17 protein-coding genes are annotated in these 19,623 nt (G+C 52.5%); 2 read left to right on the top strand and 15 right to left on the bottom strand.

Annotation, left to right across the window (positions count from 1 at the left end):
* Positions 1–308: 308 nt before the first annotated feature.
* On the bottom strand, positions 309–794 hold the full coding sequence (locus tag IMY23_RS18495) for a hypothetical protein (RefSeq protein WP_192823500.1): 486 nt from the start codon (positions 792–794) through the stop codon (positions 309–311).
* Here IMY23_RS18495 and IMY23_RS18490 point away from each other — a divergent pair.
* A complete protein-coding gene (locus IMY23_RS18490) occupies positions 760–2,250 on the top strand; it encodes a hypothetical protein (RefSeq protein WP_192823499.1) in 1,491 nt (496 codons plus the stop codon). The two genes, IMY23_RS18495 and IMY23_RS18490, sit on opposite strands and share 35 nt — an antisense overlap.
* Positions 2,251–2,359: 109 nt before the next feature.
* Here the strand turns inward: IMY23_RS18490 and IMY23_RS18485 are convergent, their stop codons facing one another.
* From IMY23_RS18485 to IMY23_RS18430, 12 genes are all read right to left on the bottom strand, one after another.
* On the bottom strand, positions 2,360–2,755 hold the full coding sequence (locus IMY23_RS18485) for a DoxX family protein (protein WP_192823498.1): 396 nt from the start codon (positions 2,753–2,755) through the stop codon (positions 2,360–2,362).
* A 2-nt stretch (positions 2,756–2,757) separates the two neighbouring features.
* A complete protein-coding gene (locus tag IMY23_RS18480) occupies positions 2,758–3,723 on the bottom strand; it encodes an SRPBCC domain-containing protein (protein WP_192823497.1) in 966 nt (321 codons plus the stop codon).
* Positions 3,720–4,046, bottom strand: coding sequence for a helix-turn-helix transcriptional regulator (locus IMY23_RS18475; RefSeq protein WP_192823496.1), 327 nt, complete (start codon positions 4,044–4,046; stop codon positions 3,720–3,722). The genes IMY23_RS18480 and IMY23_RS18475 overlap by 4 nt, the downstream gene beginning before the upstream one ends.
* 453 nt (positions 4,047–4,499) lie before the next feature.
* Positions 4,500–5,417, bottom strand: coding sequence for a hypothetical protein (locus tag IMY23_RS18470; RefSeq protein ID WP_192823495.1), 918 nt, complete (start codon positions 5,415–5,417; stop codon positions 4,500–4,502).
* Positions 5,407–9,402 (bottom strand): AAA domain-containing protein, encoded by a 3,996-nt coding sequence (locus tag IMY23_RS18465; protein ID WP_192823494.1) that lies wholly within the window; start codon positions 9,400–9,402, stop codon positions 5,407–5,409. Before IMY23_RS18465 ends, IMY23_RS18470 begins: the two co-directional genes overlap by 11 nt.
* Before the next feature lie 307 nt (positions 9,403–9,709).
* The gene (locus tag IMY23_RS18460; protein WP_192823493.1) at positions 9,710–10,657 is read right to left on the bottom strand and encodes a helix-hairpin-helix domain-containing protein; all 948 of its coding nucleotides are present in this window, start codon (positions 10,655–10,657) and stop codon (positions 9,710–9,712) included.
* A 401-nt stretch (positions 10,658–11,058) separates the two neighbouring features.
* Positions 11,059–11,958: an NAD(P)-dependent oxidoreductase gene (locus tag IMY23_RS18455; RefSeq protein WP_192823492.1), complete on the bottom strand. Its 900-nt coding sequence runs from the start codon at positions 11,956–11,958 to the stop codon at positions 11,059–11,061.
* A 7-nt stretch (positions 11,959–11,965) separates the two neighbouring features.
* Positions 11,966–12,595: a peptidylprolyl isomerase gene (locus tag IMY23_RS18450; RefSeq protein ID WP_192823491.1), complete on the bottom strand. Its 630-nt coding sequence runs from the start codon at positions 12,593–12,595 to the stop codon at positions 11,966–11,968.
* 277 nt (positions 12,596–12,872) lie between these two features.
* Complete coding sequence (gene hemC, locus IMY23_RS18445; protein WP_192823490.1) at positions 12,873–13,820, bottom strand: hydroxymethylbilane synthase; 948 nt, start codon at positions 13,818–13,820, stop codon at positions 12,873–12,875.
* 9 nt (positions 13,821–13,829) lie between these two features.
* A complete protein-coding gene (locus IMY23_RS18440; RefSeq protein ID WP_192823489.1) occupies positions 13,830–14,954 on the bottom strand; it encodes a DNA polymerase III subunit delta in 1,125 nt (374 codons plus the stop codon).
* 392 nt (positions 14,955–15,346) lie between these two features.
* A complete protein-coding gene (locus IMY23_RS18435; protein WP_192823488.1) occupies positions 15,347–16,579 on the bottom strand; it encodes a GlmU family protein in 1,233 nt (410 codons plus the stop codon).
* A 70-nt stretch (positions 16,580–16,649) separates the two neighbouring features.
* Positions 16,650–16,892 carry a type B 50S ribosomal protein L31 gene (locus tag IMY23_RS18430; protein WP_192823487.1) on the bottom strand — a complete coding sequence of 81 codons (243 nt, stop codon included), beginning with the start codon at positions 16,890–16,892 and terminating at the stop codon, positions 16,650–16,652.
* 170 nt (positions 16,893–17,062) lie between these two features.
* On the opposite strand from IMY23_RS18430, the gene IMY23_RS18425 reads away from it, so the two are divergent.
* Positions 17,063–17,572 (top strand): phosphoribosyltransferase family protein, encoded by a 510-nt coding sequence (locus IMY23_RS18425; protein ID WP_192823486.1) that lies wholly within the window; start codon positions 17,063–17,065, stop codon positions 17,570–17,572.
* A 164-nt stretch (positions 17,573–17,736) separates the two neighbouring features.
* Here IMY23_RS18425 and IMY23_RS18420 read toward each other — a convergent pair whose 3' ends face one another.
* Positions 17,737–18,843 (bottom strand): MlaD family protein, encoded by a 1,107-nt coding sequence (locus tag IMY23_RS18420; RefSeq protein WP_192823485.1) that lies wholly within the window; start codon positions 18,841–18,843, stop codon positions 17,737–17,739.
* Positions 18,844–19,620, bottom strand: coding sequence for an ABC transporter ATP-binding protein (locus IMY23_RS18415; protein ID WP_192823484.1), 777 nt, complete (start codon positions 19,618–19,620; stop codon positions 18,844–18,846).
* Positions 19,621–19,623: the final 3 nt, after the last annotated feature.

Raw genomic sequence — 19,623 nt, 5'->3', positions numbered from 1 at the left:
GGGCTTTTTAATTTCTGCCATGTGGAGAAGGACCAAGCAACCTGGTAGTCAGCGGGTTTACTAACTGGTCACTGTTTGTTCCACAACGCACTAATGGTCAGGGGGTGCGGGGCCGTTCTAAACAGGATTCCTGGCCTGGGCCCCATTTCTAAAATCAACAATGCGCTAACCATGCAAAAAAGGGCTCGTATAGATAGGGTACTTGCCATAGGACATCCTTCTCTTACCTAACGCTATGGCAGGTTAGCTTACCCAACTAACCATTCTATAACCTTAGAGAATTTTTCTATGAAAGACAATCAGAAAGATCAGCAAAGCGGCAACATGGGGTCTACCTCAGGTTCATCATCTTCATCATCTGGCAGCATGGGCAAAAGCTCTAACTCAGATGCGTCATTGGGTTCATTGCAGTCAACCGGCATCTCGGGGGCGTCTACTTCCAACTCGGGTGAAACCGGCGGAAGCGGCCTGGGCAGTTCCGGCACTCCTATGTCTTCCTCTACTGGCTTAACCGGAGGTTCTACTTCTGGTTCTAAAAAAAGCTCGTCGGGTTCCACCGGCGCTACTGGCTCAGAAGGATCTTCTATGAAAAAAGGAAGCACCAAGTCTTCTTCTTCTACTCCAAAAGCCAGCACTAGCGGTTCTAGCTCAGCCAAATCTTCTGGCAGCAGCAAAACCACGGGAAGCAGCAAATCAGGCAAATCTTCTTCTAAAAGCGGTTCCTCATCAGACAGCATGGGCAACCAAGACAGCAACTCTATGGGTGGCTCTTCTGCGTCTATGGGCAGCGGCATGGGTTACGGCGGCTCACAAGGCGGCGACTATGGCAACCAAAGCAGCTCTTCTATGAACAGCGGCGGCCAGGGCGGCAATGACATGGGCTCGCGCGGTGGCTACGGCAACAGCCAGGGAGACTCTAACTATGGCCAAGGCGGAAACTACGGCTCACAGGGCGGTTATGGCTCTATGGGCGGTGGCAACTACGGCGGAAGCGGCAACAACAGCGGCAGCTTTGGAGGCGGTAACTCCTGGAACAACCATGATGATCAAAGCAACCGCGGCTCTGGCAATTCTATGGCTGGCGGAAACTACGGTGGCTCACAAGGCAGCTCCAACTACGGCCAGGGTGGCTACGGCCAATCTGGTTCTATGGGCGGCGGCAGCAACTACGGCTCCGGTTCCATGGGCCAAAACCCGTATGGCATGAGTTCACAGGGCGGTTACGCCGGCAACTCCTCGCGTTCAGAGTCTGACCGTGGCGGCTATAGCAACTACGGCGGCTCCGGTTATTACGGCAACCAGATGGGCTACGGCTCAGAAAGCGGCTACGGCATGCACGGTGGCGGCAACCAAGGCAGAGGCCAGGGCGGCTACAGCCAAGGCTATAGCAACCAAGACAGCGGTTCTTACGGGGCCATGGGCTCACGTGGTGGGTCTTACGGCGAAGAATACGGCTCACGCTCTGGCAGCAGCATGGGCGGCAGCTCACGCGGTGGCTATGACGGCAACCAGGACTTTGACGGCGGAAGCCGCAGCAGCGGAAACTACAGCGGTGGCCAAGGCCGTCAGGGTAGCTCTAACTATGGCCAGGGCGGTTACGGTGGCTCAAATGACATGGGCTCACGCGGTGGTTACGGTTCTTCACAAGGTGGCAACGAAAGCTGGCAAGGAAGTTCCCGTGGCAACAACCGCGGCGGCGACAGCAGTGGTTACGGCTCTATGAGCGGCGGCCAGGGCGGTTACAACACCTATAACGCTCAGGGTGGCGACTTCGGGTCACGTTCTGCCAGCGGTTCACAAGGAAGCTACGGTGCCCAGGGCGGTACGTACGGCGGTTCTTTTGGCGGCTACGGCGGAGGCAACTTTGGCGGCTCCAACTATGGCAACATGGGCAATGACATGGGCTCACGCGGCGGCTACCAGTCGTCGGGCAACAGTGGCCACGGCGGTTCCATGACCGGCGGTGGTTACGGCGAGCAAGGCCGTGACTCAGGCATGGGCGGCTACGGACAAGGTGGCAGCAGCCGCGGTTCATCCAGCGGCTACGGCTCTTCTAGCCAAGACATGGGTTCCCGAGGGGGCTACGGCTCTAACATGGGAGGTGGACAGTCTAGCTACGGTGGCGGCGGTTCAGGCTACGAGAACAACTCCAGCTACGGACGCGGCTCCCAGCAAAACAACCATGACAATGATGATGACTACTCAGGCGGCAGCAACCGCGGCGGACGCTCTTCCAGAGATGACCGCTAGGCGCTAGTTTCGTTTAACCACACAAAGGCCTTGCTGAAGATTTCAGCAAGGCCTTTGTTTTTGGGCTCATTTCTGAAAACGAAGCCGAAAACGGAAATTACAATCTAGGCTAATAACCAGTAGGTTCTTTCCGGAGCAAGGCCATGTATTTCTGGCGGTTGTCATAAATAATCCAGAGCAGAATAACCCAAATCACCAAAGCAATAATCAATCCGTCTGGCGCTACGGTCACGTGCGTCAACAATACGCCCACCATCACCGGAAAAATCACCAGTGCGCCCAACGCCCTTGTTCTGGGGAAAATAATCAGAAGACCACCTAATATTTCGGCGAAGCCAATCAAAGGCATAAGCCACGATATTTCCATCATGGCCATGGAGTCTTTCATCAACGCGTCTGGCAGGTTATCTGGAACGGGCATGTAATTGAAAAACTTGTTAAGGCCGCCGTTAATAAGCAGCGCCCCAAAGAGCACACACAGCCCGGTTAAAATCTTATTTTTCATGGTTATTCGTTTTCCTGAAAGTTAATCATCCAATTGATGCCATACTGGTCTGCGAAACCACCATAATACGCCCCGTAGAACATTTTCTGCAAGGGCATTTCAATGGTCCCGCCTACTGACAATTCAGTAAACAAACGGTGCGCCTCTTCCAGGTTTTCTGGCTCCAGGCTGATGTGCATGTTGTTGCCCTGGGTAAGCGTAAAACCCATTTCTTTAGGGGCATCGGTGCCCATCAAGACAAAGTCACCCAGCAACGGAAGTTCCACGTGCAAGACCATCTTCTTTATCTCCTCGGGCACGGGTGGTTGGTCTGGCCCGGCCGGAATTTCCCCGAACCGTTTAATGCCGTTGATGAATTCTGTTTTGAAGACAGACTTGTAAAAAGTGAACGCCTCTTCTGTATTGCCGGGCAGGTTGATGTAGGCCGTCACCCGGGCCTTTTTGTTGGGTTTGTTTTGCTTGCGCAGGTAAAACTGGGCGGCAATGTACTGATCCAGGTTTTCCAAGCCAGCAGTAAAACCTTCTTTAAAGCCCATTTGAATGATGTTCTCCAAGTCTGCCAGCTTCTCAAACTTGATGTTTACTCGTACCAACGTGTCTTCCCCGGCCGCCGTGAACGTGTTTTCCCAGGAAGTTCTGGGCATTGCCTCACTAATCACCGCGTTTTCATCACAGAAAGCGTCTTGCCCAGCAAAATACGCCTGCGGTCTGATTTCCTGGTAATCAAAAAGACAGTAATGTTTGTCGCCTTCGGGGCTTTGCATGTAGTAGTGCCAGCGGCCGCCCTCTTTAAAATCCATAGATTTGGTGACGGCTTGCCAGGGTTTGGGCGCCCACCATTGGTCCAGAATTTCAGACTCAGTCCAGGCGGCCCAGACCAGGTCTGTGGGGGCCTGAAAACTGCGTTCTACTTTGATGAGGTAGTTTTCGCGCTCCACCTCAAAATTGAAAAGAATGGCCTTGTTCATTTTTTATTTGCTTTAAGTTTGGTCAATACATCATCTAACTGGTCAAAGCGCTGCGACAGCAGTTGCTTGAACTGCGCCAGCCATTTCTCTATCTCCTTCATTTTAGCGGTGTTCAAGTGGTACTGTATCTCGCGGCCTTGTTGCTGTTGGGTCACTACCTGGCACTCAGACAAGACCTGCAAATGCTTGGATACCGCTTGCCGGCTGCTGTTAAAATGCTCCGCCAGGGCATTGGGCGTCATGGCGCCTACTGCCAGCAGCATAATGATTGCCCGCCGGGTGGGGTCTGCAATGGCCTGAAAAATATCTCGTCTTGTTTCCATCTCTTTCTCTTTTATGCCACCATCTGGTTGCAAATATACACGCAACTATTTGGTTGCAAAATTTTCTTCCATCTTTTTTTATAGGTTGATTAATTTGATAGGGTTAGGATTTCCGTTTTCAGCCTCATTTCTGAAAATGAAGCCGAAAACGGAATTGTTCAGGCTCTGCGTTTGGGCAGAGGCAAGAGTAGCGCAATGCTTTACCCACCCCTAACCCCTCCGAGGAGGGGAGTGTCTCCAAACGTATAAATTTCCTTTTTATCCTAGCACGCATTTTTATTCCCCTCCTTGGAGGGGTTAGGGGTGGGTTCCAGTCCACAAAAAAGCCCCACAAGTTATACAACCAGTGAGGCCATTTATTTTTTCCGTTTTCAGGCTCATTTCTCAAAACGAGGCCAAAAACGCAATTCCAGAAAAGCCCCTCTCCGCGGGAGAGGGGTTGGGGTGAGGTCCCTATTTCTTCAAACTCAGCTTATACAACGTCCCCTTCTCGTTGGAAATCATCATATCCGTATCGTTCACAAATAACAACCCCTCAGCCTGACCGGCTTTGCCCAAAGGAATCTGCTCTTTCTTGCCTTTGAAGGCATTTTCCGGGCTATCGGCTTCTAATAAATACACCCAGCCTTCGCCTAATAGGGCAATGTGTTTGCCGTTGGGCGAAATGTCTGCAGCCGTGATTTTGGTGGTGATTTGAATGCTGTCTAACGGCTGAACCGTTTGCGAGGCTCCGGGTGTGTTAGCTACTTTGTAAAGTTTCACCCAGTCGCCTTTGCCACGGTTTTTGGTAAAGAGGTAGAAGCTGTTATTGTGCATTAAAAAGCCTTCCACGTCAAAATTCAATTCTTTCTTTGCCGGCGGAAACTCGGTTTGGTCGGCGTATTTAAACGGAATGGTGCCCACTACTTTCTTGGCTTTCTCGTCAATTTTCACAATCTGCAGGTCTTGGCGGGTGTTCTCGTTGTTACCCATGTCACCTATGTACAGGAACCCGTCATCGCCGCGGGCGATGTCTTCCCAGTCATTGTTTTTGCCGCCAGCCACGTTCATGGTTTCCAGCAGTTCACCAGACTGGTTGATTTTATAGAGCACCGCGTCATTGCCGGCATCTGGGTGCGTCCAGAAATTTCCGTCGGCAGAGGCTTCCAAACCTGAGCTCTCAGGTACAGATTTTTTGCCCATCTTGCTCATTTCTGACAAGTCATAGGTATTGTTCACGGCGAAGCCCTCCGTAGCGGGGTTCTTGTCTTTCTTGCCTTTTTTCTCTTTTTTCCCGGAAGTGGTTTCTTCGTTTTGGGCGCTGCCCGAGTCACAGGCCACGGCCACTAATAGGCTCAGGCCGGCGGTGATTTCCAATAATTTATTTTTCATAGTCTTGGGATAGTTCAGCTAATTTTTGCCACACCTGTTGCGGCTGGCTCCAGAACTGCCGACTGTATACGGCCCCATATTTCCAGCCCCGGGCCTGCAGGCGCAAGGGCACATCGGCGTGCGAGGCTTTGGGCGTGGGCCGCCGGAAGTACAAATCGTCGTCGGTTAACAGTACGGCCTGGTACTGGTTACCGTTGCGGAAAGTGAGGTCAGCGAAGGGAAGTTCTGCAGATAGTTTCGTTTTCGGGCTCTGTTCTGCAAATGAAGCCAAAAGCAGCGGGTACAACAGCAACGCAGACGGAATGCCGGAGGCCGTGACCGGCTTGGGCGAAAACCCGTTCTCGCTCACCTCTTTCGCGAAGGCCAGGTAGTCGCGCAGCAGTTTGGGGCCGGGGTGTTTCACGTTCTCTACCGGGAACTGCTCGGGCCACAGGCTGGTGACCACGTACACCCGCTTGATGGCGCGCGTAATGGCCACATTCAACCTATTTTCCCCTTTGGCCGCGTTCAAACTCCCAAACATGGCGCGCACCACGCCGCTCGCATCTGGCGCGTAGCCAATGGAGAAAATGATATACTGCCTTTCATCGCCCTGAATATTCTCTATGTTCTTGATAATCAGCTCTTCGGGTAGCTGCACATTTTGCGCCAAGGCGTGTTCCTCCAGTAAATCCTGCACCAACTGCTGCTGCGGGAAGTTGAAAGTAATGACCCCGATGTTGGTCTGGCCACTAGCCATCAAGTCAAACACCAGATCCCGCACGCGCTCAGCCTCTACCCTATTGGTTTGGTTTTCCCAGATGCCGTCAACTTTGAGGTATTGCAGCGCGGGCTCGGTGGTGTTCATGGCCTCCATTCTGGGAATCAGCTGCAGTTTTTCGCGGTAGAAATTCTGGTTGGAAAACTGAATCAATTCGGGGTACTGGCTGCGGTAGTGCTCAGAAAGCAAGGTCTGCGGAAGGTGCAGCGCGCTCAACTGTAACAAAGATTCCACCAGCAATTCTTCGGTTTCATCCTCTTCATTTCCAAACCGCACGCGGTACAAATCCGACGGGCCCAACTGCTGCTCGTCGCCGGCAATCACGGCTTGTTTGCCGCGCACCATGGCCGGCACGCCCACCTCGGCAAAACACTGCGATGCTTCGTCAAAAATCACCAAATCAAAAATGCGCTCCAGCGGAAACAACGCAGACACCGTTTCCGGCGAAGCTAGCCAACACGGCAATAACCGCCGTATCTCGTCGCCGAACTCAGCATTGAGTTTACGGAGTGGGTACAACATGCGCTTCTTGCTGACCTGCGTGAGCAAGCGCCGGTATGTGACCGGGTTGCCCAGGCGGTTGAACTCCATGTTCTGGTAGGTCTGCTCTCTGAGGTTGAGCAAGATGATTTGACGGCTGAGTTCGGCTTTCTGCTTGATTTTCTCCTGCAGCTCAGTTTCCAGGCGCTCCAATTCACCGGTGCTTACAATGGTTAAGACGGGGTTCTGGCCTTCAATCTGTTGCAGCCACGCCAGCAAAACGCTGTTTTCTATGGTTTTCAGTTGCTGTTCAACGCCTGCCGGTACCGCCTGCCGAATGTTCTCAAGCCAGCTTTTAAGTTCCGGGGAAAATGACCGCACCAGTTCGTCAAAGGCCACCATCCGGTCAAAATGCTCGTTCAGGCTCTGCGCTAATTCCTGCGTGGCTTCTGGGTTGGTGGCTACTATTTCTATCTGACTGGGCGTGAGCCACTGCTGCCAGCCGTGTATCTGTTCCTGTAAGTCCTGCAATTTGGGCAAGCCTTCGGAAATGATTCTTTGGAACCGCTCGGGAGCCAGCTGCAATAATTCATCGGGCAATAGGTCATAGGCCAACAGTTTCTGCACGGTTTTCCGGAGCTCCCAGGCCTGTTGCAGATGGGCCAGTTCCTGCGCGGCGGCGGTGCTGTACACATCTGCCGGAACTTCCAAGGTGGGCTCCAAGGTTTGCAATTTTTGCCAGTGTTGTTGCAGCGTTTCTTGTTGCTTAAGGGCCGTGCGCAAATGCTCCACCGCCGTGTCTGGATTCGTTAAATTTTTACCTTCGGCGAAAGCCGATAATTTCTTTTTATCTGAGGAAAAACTCCATCCAATCTTGCTCAGGAAACCGCTTTGCGCTTCGTCATACGCCGCTAATAATTGGGTTAGTTGCAGTGCTTCGTCTGGCGTAAGTTTGGTCTGCACCGCGGCCGTTTCCTTCTGCAATTGCTGAAGCAGCGCCTCCCGCTGTTTGTAGTCGCTGGTTTGGGCTGCGTTTCCAAAATAGAGCCTGGAAACGGCTTTGTCCGTGAGGGTTTGCTGGATTTCCTGCAGCGTGGAGATTTCCTGCACCAAGGCTTGCAGCGCATCCCAGGGCTCAGCCTGCGCCGGAAGCAATTCCTGCAATTGACTGGCCAAGGTTTGCACCGAAGTTGGAATCTCAGAAAGTAGTTGGGTAATTTTCTGGCGCTCGGCCCAGGTGTGCAGGTGAAACGAGCGGCGGTCGGCCCACGGGAAGTCTGGGTTTTGCAGCAGCACCGCGTCTTGCAGGTAATGAACCAGGCGCGGTTGACACTCGGGCCAGGTCTGGGCGGTGAAGTGCGGGTAAATTCCCTCGGCAGGCACATGCGGCCCGCGCGGATTACTGCGCAGGTACAGTTCTTTGGCAGACCAACCGCAGACAGATGTATCAAACAGCGCTTCCTTCAAACTGGCCAGCCTTTCTGAGATTTGGTTGATGCGACGGCTGGTTTCCAGGAACTGCCGCTCCGCCTGAATGTTGCCCAGGGCCACGTTCTGCCGCTGGTATTCCTCCACCTGTTCAATCTGCTGCCTGATTTTGGAGAAAACGGCGGGCCGGTCTAAATTCAAGTCATGCACCAACGCCGAAAAATCATCCAGACCAGTGGTAGACAGCCGTTGGTACACCACATCCAGGGCAGCGCGTTTCTGGCAGACCACCAGCACACTTTTTCCGCGCGCCAGATAATCAGAAACCAAATTACAAATCAACTGCGACTTACCTGTGCCCGGCGGACCCTGCACCACCACGCTCTGCCCCGCTTTTACCTGCCGAAGCGCTGCTTCCTGCGAGGCATCGGCGTCAAAGGCGGTGAACAGTTGCTGCTCCAGTTGCGCTTGGGCAGAGGATATTTCGGTATGCGGCAACAACAGTTCTTCCAGGGAATCTGCCGGTGGGTTTTCCAGCAGTTCGTCATAATCTGCCAATTGGTAAGAACCCGCCTGCGGAAAAATCCCTAACATCGCCTCCGGCTGAAGTTTGAGTTGCCCCGGCTTCCAGGTTTTCTCCAGTTCCTCGCGCTTGTAGGCTTTAACCGGCTGCAGCGTGTCTTTGAGTAGTTCCTGGTTGAAGTTGATGTCTACGTTACTTTCCTTGAGCAATTCATAAAGCTTGGTTCTGAATTGCAGGTCATCAGACGGAAACTCCTCGAAATCCTCTTCCATCAAAGCTTCGTCGGGTTTCACGTTTAGATAATGCGCGTAGGCCAGCAAAAAGCTTTTGTTGAAGAAGGCGGGCGTGTCCTCGGGTCTGGTCAGTTGCCATTGCCGTTTCTCGTTGATTTTCAGTTCCACCGGGAAAAACAGCAGCGGGCAGCGCACCAACGTACCGTCCGGAAAAGCACCTTCCACCATGGGGTAGCCTACAAACAATTCCTTCGCGCCGCGCTCTTCCCAAATCATGTGCGCCCGCCGCTGAATAGTTTTCAAGGCCTTGGTCAACGGTGCCAAAGCGGCATCACGGGCATCGGCCACGGCGCAGAGCGGCAAATTCTGCTTGCCCACCAACAGGTCTTTGATGTAGTCAAACGATGGTCCTTTGTGTGCATGGTCCAGCGCGTGAAGGTCTAAATGCAGACTGGCCGAAGGTTTGAGCAACACCAAAGAACGATTAGAACCGCTCAGATTCAACAAGCGGCGCTGGTATTGTTTGAGCAGGGCAGGAAGCGGAGTTTCTGGGTTGGGCATAAGTTGTTAACGGAGGAGCCGAGGACGTGTTTTACGTTGGGTAAATTAGCCATTGCCCACGGCAATACCAATTGTAGTGTCGTGGCACCGACACGACGTGGTTATACGAAGCGGGAAAGGCTGATGAACCAAAACTTTTCCTTCTCCTTGGTCTGTCCCCTGACAGACCAAAGTAATGGGTTCAAGGTAAACTTTCTAGAAAAGGACTGAGTTGTTTGGTCTGTCAGGGGACAGACCAAGGTAGTAGCTACTTAAAGCAGAAAACCGTTTTTGGCCTCGTTTTCAGAAATGAAGCCGAAAACAGGAATTACTGTACGCTCAGGTACGGCTGCATCTTCTGGAACTTGCCTTCGTCCAGCACCTTGATCTTGCGCAATTCCTCCACGCTGGGGTACGGGCCGTGCTGCGTTCGGTAATTGATAATGGCTTTGGCGAGGTTGTAGCCAATGTACGGGTGAAGTCTGAGCTGGTCAAACGTGGCAGTGTTCACATTGATTTTCTGCAGGCCGCTAGCCTTTTCCAAGAACGCATATTTCTTCACGCTGTCCACCACTTCCGGCGACAGACCATAAACTTCAGCCACCTGATCCAGGCTGTGAAAACCGCCCACTTTGTCCCGGAACGTGACAATGCGTTGCGAAAGTTTGCTGCCAATGCCGCGTATCTGTTTGAGCTGCGTCGTATCAGCCGAGTTCAAATCAAAGGGCTGCAGTTCCCAGCGCTTGCGGGCGTAGTCTGTTTTAGGCCTCGTTTCAGAACTGGAGCCCGGAAACGGACGGTCTTTGTTGTATGCGTAACCGGGACTTTCGTCTGGCAAATCAATGTATGGGTACCACAGCTGGAAAAGGGAATCTGGCAGGCCGTAGATTTTCTGAAGTTGCGCTTTGCTTTTGAAGTCGCCGGCCTTGGCGCGGTAGTTTAAAATGCGCTGCGCGATGTAGGACCGCAGGCCCAGTTCCTGCCATTGCTCCACGGTGAGTTGGTTGGGGTTGAAGCGGTATAGTTTGATGGGCTTGGGTTGGTAGCGGCTTTTGCGCTCCGCGGCTACTTCCTCCGCGTGGTTATCTAGTTGCACCACCAGGCTGTCCAGAATCTGCTGGTCGGCGGTAGGGTCATAGGACACATCGTCCTGAAAAAAGAGAAACGGCGCAGCTAGCAGGCCCACCATCAAGGCCAACAAAATAAAAAACTGCCGAAGCTCCTGCTGAGAGAAATTGAAGTAATCCTGTAGGTTTTGCAGCAGCCGTTTGAACATAAACTGCTTCTACGGAGGATTTTAGATTTGGTGACTTGGGAAACTCCAAAACCAATTGACAACATACTGTGGCACGGATTTACTTCCGCATATCAAGGCGCTGATTTATTTCCGTGACTTTTAGAGTAGCCACGGAAGTAAATCCGCGCAATCGCTCTTTCGGACGCACTGCTTTAACCGCTCTTTCGGATTTATCAATCCGAAAGTATTCTGTCGGGGATTTATCAATCCCCGTTTTGAGCCAATGTAAAAACGGGAACACGGGGATTGGTAAATCCCGAACAGCGAACCGAGAGACTTCTTCTTATTATTCTGCTGTCTCCAAAAACAAAAACCCGTTTTCGGCTTCATTTCTGGAAATGAAGCCGAAAACGGGTTTCTACAAAATAAATTGACACTCTTTAAATCTGCCCGGCTACAATGGCAATACTTTCTCTGAAGGTGTGCGGCTGGTAGCCCAGTTGCGTTTTGGCTTTGGTGATATCAAACCCAGTGCGGGGCGGACGTTTGGCAGGCTGAGTAAACAAAGTACCATCTACTTCCTCAATCAGATTTTTGTCCAGGTTAAAATAGTCGGCTACTTGAAGCGCCATCTGGTGCGGGGTGAGCAGTTCTTCGCCGGAGATGTTGAAGATGCCCTGGGCGTCATGTTTGGCAGCGAGCCAGCAGCCTTGGGCCAAATCCTCAGCCAGCGTGGGCGTGCGAAGTTGGTCGTTCACTACTTTAATCTGTTTGCCCTGCTCCAAACTGCTTTTTACCCACAGCACAATGTTAGAGCGGCCGTAATCATGCACAATCCCGAAAACCAAAACCGTGCGCAGAATAGCCCATTTGCAGGCGGCTTGCTTCACTAGTTCCTCCGCGGCCAGTTTGCTCTCGCCGTAGAAATTGACCGGGCTGCCTTCGGCCTCCTCTGTGTACGGACCGTTTTCACCGTCAAAGATGAAGTCAGTAGAAACGTGAATCAAATGCACGCCGTGCTTTTCTGAGGCTTTCACCAGGTTCTCTACCGCGGTCACGTTCTGCAGCCAGCATTCCTCGCGCTGGCTTTCGCAATCATCTACGTTGGTCATGGCGGCCGTGTGGATGATGTGCGTGGGCTGGGTTTCGGCAATGACCTGTTCTACCATCTCCGCGTTGGTCACGTCCATGGCAGCAAATGCCACCTGTGGGTAAATCTGAGCCAATTTGTTTGTGCCGCGCGAAGACGCAATCAGTTTCACGTCAGCCTCAGTGTGCAGCAGGTCTACTAATTTCTGACCCAGAAGTCCGTTGGAACCGGTAATAAGAATGGTTGTCATAGGCAGGTTATTCGTAGCGGTAGCCGTAGGTTTTGGTGATTTTCTTCTTGGGCATTTTCTTGGCGGTCACAGTCATTTTCACATCGGTGGTAGGCCGGTCGCGGCGGTCTTTGGGGAGTTCGGCAATCTTGTCAATCACGGCCAGGCCATCAATCACCTGCCCATACACGGTGTATTGTTTGTCCAGGAACGGCACGCCTTCATGGTTTTCCACCAGGTAGAACTGCGAGCCGCTGCTTTCGCGCTTAGGGTTCATTTGGTCGCCTTGGCGGGCGGCGGCCAGTGCGCCGTACACGTGCGTGCGGTGCGGAAGGATCTCGGCGGGCACGTTGTAGCCAATGTCGCCAGCGCCGTCATTGTTGGGGTTGTCGTCTTTGCTGTTCAGGTCGCCGCCCTGGATCATAAAGCCGTCAATCACCCGGTGGAACGTGGTGCCGTCATACTTCTTCTCCTTCACCAGTTTCAGGAAGTTCTCACGGTGCAGCGGCGTATCTTCAAACAGCAGCAGGCGCATGGTGCCATGCTCCGTGGTGATGGTGACCAGGTAATCTTTCTTTGATTTTTTGGCTTTCTTCTGGGCCATTCCCGAAGTTCCAATCACCAATAAAAGGGTCACTAATAACAGAATTCGTTTCATAGGTACAATTGCGTTTTTGGCTTCGTTTCCGGAAATGAGCCCGAAAACTGGTTATATTTTTTCACTCGGTAGACGCGAGCGAGTAGTTACTATTAAACTTTTCTTCTATTAGCCTCTAAGGCGCGGAAGTTACTTCCGTGACTATTTGTTCCAGAAAGTCACGGAAATAACTTCCGCGCCTTAGAGGCCAAATAAAACTAACCGTTTTTCAAGTTTGCCACCAAGGTCCTTTCATGATGACAGCAATATAAAATTGCGACAATCTGCATCATGCTCACTAAACCTTCTCTCTCTTGATATCGGCCAAAATTCTGTCGCCGCCGCGGCTTAACACTACGTTGGCGAGTTGTTCGCCCAGCGCTTCGGCTTCTTCGGCGGGGGCTATGGCTTCTTCCACAATCAGTTCTTTGCCGTCTAAACTAATGATTCCGGCCCGAAGGCTAAGGTTCTTGCCTTCCAGCGTAGCCAAGGCAAACGACGGAATGCTGCAGCCGCCTTCCATGGTTCTCAGATAGGCGCGCTCAGCTAAAAGACACAAATGCGTAGGTTCATGGTCCAAAGCAGCTTTGAGAGCAAGTTTTCGTTCTAACGGAAGGGTTTTAGCGCACTCAATGGCCACACTCCCCTGCCCGGCGGCGGGCACAAACTGTTCCAGCGGCAAATGCTGGGCAATCATGTGGTCATACTGCATGCGGGTCACGCCGGCGTAGGCCAGCAAGATGGCGTCATACTGTCCGTCTTTCAGTTTCTGAATGCGAGTCTGCAGGTTGCCGCGGCACTCGGCGGTGATTACGTTGGGATAAAAACGTTTGAGCAGACTCCGGCGGCGGGTAGAAGATGTACCGATGATTTGCTGCCCTTCGCCTAATTTGAACGAAGCATCAAACGAAATTACCACGTCCTGCACTTGTTCGCGCTCCATGAAGGCCAGCAGTTCCAGGTCCTCAGGAATGGTGGATTGCACGTCTTTGGCGCTGTGTACGGCAATGTCAATGGCGCCAACGCGCAAGCTTTCCTCCAGTTCCTCGGTGAACACGCCTTTCGCGCCAATTTTATCCAGGGATTTGTCCAGGACCAGGTCGCCTTTGGTGGTGATGGTCACAATGTCCACGTCCATGCCTTTGGCGCGCAGTTTATCGGCTACGTGGTGGGCTTGCCACAGGGCCAGGCGGCTGCCGCGGGTACCAATTTTTATGACAGCGGATGTTTGCTCAAATGCTTCCATGTGGTAAATCTACGAAACAGGTCTGATGAGGTGCGCAATTTGAATAGACGTATTCAAAAAGGTGATTTTGGGGTGGGCGTTGCGCTCAATGTGATAATGCGCGTCATTGAGTTGCTGACTAAGCTGCGCGCCGTTGCCCTGGTGAATGAGTTTGGAGAATTTCTGCACAAAGTCCAGTTCAGGCGCGGGAAGAAACGTAATCAACTGCTGGTCCACGCCGTACAACAGTACCTTGCGCAACAACCCTAAGGCAAACTGCAAAAAGTTCTTCTGGTTCTCGCGGCCCAGCTTCTGGAAATCCTCGCTCTGCTCCAGCACGCCGTCAAATTTATGGTTATAGCACAGGCGCATCCAGCTCAGGAAAAACGTGAAATAATCCGATGTCATTTCCTGGCTCAGCACGCGGGCGGCCTGCAGATTTCCCTCAGCTAACTGTGCGACCTGGTAGGCGCGCTCGGGTTCTACCTGGTATTTTTCCTGCAGATACTGAATGACCTCGGCGTCTGTGAACGCGCGCACGTTCACCAGCTGCGTACGGGACAAAATAGTGGGCAGAATTCTATCTGCCGCGTTGGTCACCAGCAGAAAAACGGTGGCTGCGGGCGGTTCTTCCAACAGTTTCAGGAGCGCGTTGGCGGCGGCCCCATTCAACAGTTCTGGCAGCCACACCACAATCACCTTGTATTTGGCCTCAAACGCTTTCAACGACGTTAACCTGATGAGTTCACGGCTTTCTTCCTTGGCAATGTTGCCCTGTTTGTTATCGGCGCCAATGAACTGCATCCAGTCATTCAAGGTCTGAAATGGGCTGTCGTCTAGGAACGCACGCCAAGGCTTCACGAAGTGCTTGCTCAGGGCCTCAGACTGGTCTTTGGTCTTGGTCACCGGCATCACAAAGTTCAGATCTGGGTGAATGCGCTTGCTGATTTTGGTGCAGCTGGAGCACGTGCCGCAGGAATCCTGGGGCTGCGGGTCTTCGCAATTCAAATATTGGGCGTAGGCCAGCGCCAGGGCCAGGTTCGCGCTGCCTTCGCCGCCTAAGAACAGCTGGGCGTGGGCCACGTGCTGCGCCTGCACCGAGTTCACCAGCAGCTGCTTGGTTTCTGTATGGCCGTAAATCTGGGAAAACTGCACGGGTCACGTTGGGTTTTGAAGATGCACTCACAGAAATAAATTTCCGGAGCAAAGTCCGCCTAAAATCCACTGATTCCAGACCGACTGTAAAGATAAGCAGTAGCCAGACGTTTTGCGGTATTTTTCAGGAAATAGGTGGGAGAAATTCTTTCAGGAAAACAGGAAAATGAAATCGCTGATCATGTACGGACAGGGCTTGACCTGCCCACCACGCATTCCTAATCCACGCATTCCATGACGGGTTACCTGCTTTTTTGCTTCGTGGTAAACGGCCAAACCAAGCCAACGTTCAGGACAGGTCAAGCCCTGTCCGTACATTTTTCTGGAATACCACTGTATTAGGATATTCCCGTTTTCGGGCTCATTTCTGGAAATGAGCCCGAAAACGGAAACTACGCCGTTGGAGAAACAGGTTTGTCCCAGGTGCGCGACGGTTTGGTGCTGTCAAAGAGATGGGCGTAAATGTTCCGTTCCTCCTCCGTGAAGGCCAAACCTCTTCGTCCCATGACCACGTCTGCCACCTCAAAGAACTTGCGCAGCTGGAACGTCTCAATGTTGCCTACCCCACCCCAGGAAAACGCCGGAATAAAGTTGCGCGGATAACCGGCCCCAAACACGTTGGCGCCAATGCCCACCACCGTCCCCGTGTTGAACATGGTGTTGATGCCGCATTTCACGTGGTCGGCCATCATGAGGCCGCAGAACTGCAGGCCGGTGTTCACGAAGCGCTCCTTGGCGTGGCTCCAGATTTTGACTTCGGCGTAGTTGTTCTTGAGGTTGGAGTTGTTGGTGTCAGCGCCAAAATTGCACCACTCGCCAATCACGGAGTTGCCCAAGAAGCCCTCATGCCCTTTGTTGGAATACCCGAAGAACACGCAGTTGTTCACCTCGCCGCCCACTTTGCAGAACGGACCAATGCTAATGTCGCCTCGCATCTTGCCGCCAATGTTCACGTGGCTTTCCTCGCCCAAAGAAAACGGACCTCTGATGATGGCGCCTTCGTGCACTTCGGCGTTTTTGCCAATGTAAATGGGCCCGTTCTCCGCGTTCAGGATGGCGGCTTTGATCTTGGCGCCTTCCTCCACAAAAATATTCTCCGGCGCGTAGACCATGGTGTACTTGTCTGTGATGGGCTGGCTTTCACGGCCCTGGGTAAGAAGCTGAAAGTCGCTCCTGATCTGGTCACCGTTGAATTTGAAGATCTCCCAGGGCTGCCGTACCACGGTTACAGCACCCTTTACTTCAGTGCCCTGCCCCGTTTTGTTTGGCTGCTGGTAGAGTGCATCTACAGATGGGTACGCCTGGTTTCCGGCATTTATGGCAATGATTAATCCGTCTAGCGTTAGCCATTGGCCTTCTGCCAGGCTTTTTATTTGATCCAGCAGTTCTGGCGTGGGGCACACCGCGCCGTTCACATACACGTTATTTTTCTGCCCAGGAGCGATTGGGGGAAACTTGCCCTGCAGGTAGTCTTGCGTGAGGTAAGACACGGGTTCATTAGACAGCGTGCTCCATTTCTGGGCGATGGTGAGAATGCCAATCCGTATGTCGGCCACGGGCCGGGTGAAGGTGAAAGGCAACAGATTGGCCCGCAAGACGGGTTCATCAAACAGGATCAAGTTCATAGGGCGAAAATAAAAAAAGTCTCCCCAAATACCTTGGGAAGACTTCTATACGAAAAACCTGAAAACAGGCTTATTTTTTGTAACGCTGCTTGAATTTGTCAATACGACCGGCAGTATCCACGTAGATGTTTTTACCGGTGTAGAACGGGTGCGACGCAGAGGAAACCTCCACTTTGATCACCGGGTAGGTTTTGCCGTCTTCCATGGTGATGTTCTCAGCAGAGTTCATGGTAGAACGGGTGATGAATTTGAAGTCGCTGGTAGTGTCTTGGAACACTACTTCTCTGTATTCAGGATGGATGTCCTTTTTCATTATGCTATATTTTTTTATCTACGGTTCCTCGAATAGGACTGCAAAATTAATACTTCTGCAGCAAATATAAAACTCTTAACCGTAAATATTTTAAACTCCTGCCGCAAAACCGTGCGGCGTTTCCTGATTTGCCTTTAAATTTGTTCCTTTAGCCCTTAAACCACCCTGCCATGGTCTTCACCAAAGAAAGCCTTATCCTGGACCACACCCAGATCCGTCAGAAAATCAAGCGCATGGCGTTTGAGATCTATGAACAGAACGTTGAGGAGCAGCGGCTGGTGCTGGCGGGCATTCAGGAGAACGGCTATTTCCTGGCCCAGGCCCTGGCCGACGAGTTGCGCGAAATTTCGCCGCTGGCCATTGAATTAATCTCGGTGCAGCTGCACAAAACCGAGCCCTTGGCCCATGAACTCACCATCTCGCCGCTGCCAGACACGCTGGAAGACACCGCCGTGGTCTTGGTAGATGATGTGCTGAACTCCGGCAAAACGCTGGCCTACACCTTGCGCGTATTCCTGGAGAAAGGCTGCCGCCAACTGGAGATTGCCACCTTGATCAACCGCCATCACCCGCTTTACCCCATCGCTGCCACGTACACCGGTTACTCGCTGTCCACCACCCTGCGCGAGCATATTAGAGTTGTCTGGGACGGCACCGAATGGAATGCGTATTTGATTTAGATTAGAACCAACTCTTTGCATCTGCCTTTTTGGAAAGGAAAATTTCAAAAAAAGAAGGCAAAAGAAAAGACGCAAGGTATTGCGTCTCTACAAACAACAATTCCCGTTTTCGGGCTCATTTCCAGAAATGAGCCCGAAAACGGGAATTGTTGTTTTACTCTATCCTATTCTTCTTCCTGTTTTTTAGGGGCTGGCTCTTTGGCTTTAGGAATCAATGGTTTAGACGGATTGGCTTTTTTCTGGGCTTCTTTCTCCTCCAGCAGGCGGCGGCGTTCCTGGCGGTCCGCTTCGCGTTCTTTCTCACGGGCCTCACGTTTGGCCTTTCGCCGGAAGAACCCGTTTAGCAAGATGCTGTGCTGCAGGGTTTCCATGTTGGCGTCCAGCTTGTCAGTGCCGGCTTCCAGGTTTTGCATGGTAAGTTGCAGGTCAAGGGCAAATTGTTCATCGTTCAACAACACGCCAAGGGCGTTGTCATTGCTGCCCAGCTTGTCAGTGGTGCGGCTAAGTTTGGCGGTCAAGTCAGCGGCGGCGGCCATGGTTTTCTGCAGTTCGGTCATGGTGCCTTTGAGCTTGTTGAACGTCACGGTGTCGGTGAGCAGTTCATCGGCAAGGCCGCCTTGGGTGTTGAGTTTGTTGGAAAACTGGGTGAGTGCCTGTGAGGCGCGCACACTGGTAGCCGAAGTCCGTTCCAAATTCGCCACAATGCGGCGGAAGTTCTCGGCCAGGGCAGCGTCGGTGAGCAGGGCGCCGGCCATGCCTTCGCCTTTGGCCAAAGAGGCGGTGAGGCCTTTCACATCAGTGGTGATGGCCTGCAGGTTGTCATTGCTTTTCTGGAAGGTGGCCATCATGTCATCCATGCTGAGCGGGGTTTCGGTGCGCAGCACATCACCGTTCTCAATGCCGGGTGCCGTGTCTGTGCCGCCGTAAAGCACAATGGCTTTGTTACCAATAAGGCTTTCGGCGCCAATCTTGGCCATTACGTCTTTGTGGATGAACCGCTTGGCGCTTTCCTCAATAGAAATGGCAATAGACACTTTGCTGGGGTCTGTAATGGTGATACTCTCCACCACGCCCACGCGCACGCCCGAAAACAACACGTGGTTCCCTTTCTTGAGGCCGGTCACGTCTGTGAACTGCGCCGTAACCTGAATAGTCTCCGCGAACCGTTTCTGCTGCCCTCCTAAAATAAAAATACCGGCCACCAGAATCAGCACGGCCAGGAGCACAAACACACCTACAATGACGGCTCTTCTATTTTCTACTGCACTCATTTAGTCTATGATGAAATTGTAATCATGAAACAGTTTTACGCGGGGCTCATCTGTGTCAAACACTTCTTTAAACGTGCCCTGGCGCTGAAAGACGCCGTCCAGCAGCATCACCACGCGGTCGCCCACGGCTTTGGCGCAGGCCAGGTCATGGGTAATGATGATGGACGAGGTGTTGAACGACTCCTGCACCTCATTGATCAGGTTGTTGATTTCTATGCAGGTGATGGGGTCCAGCCCGGCCGTGGGTTCGTCATACAGCATGATCTCCGGCTTGAGAATCAAGGTACGGGCAATGCCAATGCGCTTGCGCTGCCCACCAGACAACTCAGACGGCATCTGGTTAATGGTTTGTGAAAGCCCTACGGCGTCCAGCACCACCTCCACCAGTTGGTTTACTTCTTTGCGGGTAAGGTTCTTCTGGTTGCGCACCAGCGGGAACTCCAGGTTCTTTCTAATGGTCATGGAGTCATACAAGGCGCTGTTCTGGAACGAGAACCCTATCTTGAGTCGCAGCGCATCCAACTGGCGGCCGCGCAAAAGTGGCACTTCCTGGCCCAGCACGTTCACCGTGCCCTGGTCTGGGTACAGCAAGCCCGAGATTATCTTGATCAACACCGATTTGCCAGTACCCGATTTCCCCAGCACCACCAGGTTTTCGCCCCGGTACAAATCCATGTCCACGCCCTTGAGCACGTCCAGGCTCCCGAACGACTTCACAAGTCCCCGGATAGTGATGACGCTGTCATTGGTGTCTATTTGTACGGCTTTTTTCTTCATGGC

The sequence above is a fragment of the Rufibacter sp. LB8 genome, assembly GCF_014876185.1.
Lineage (GTDB): Bacteria > Bacteroidota > Bacteroidia > Cytophagales > Hymenobacteraceae > Nibribacter.
The sequence above is the reverse complement of the archived record's forward strand: the minus strand, read 5'-3'. Positions and strand labels throughout refer to the sequence as shown.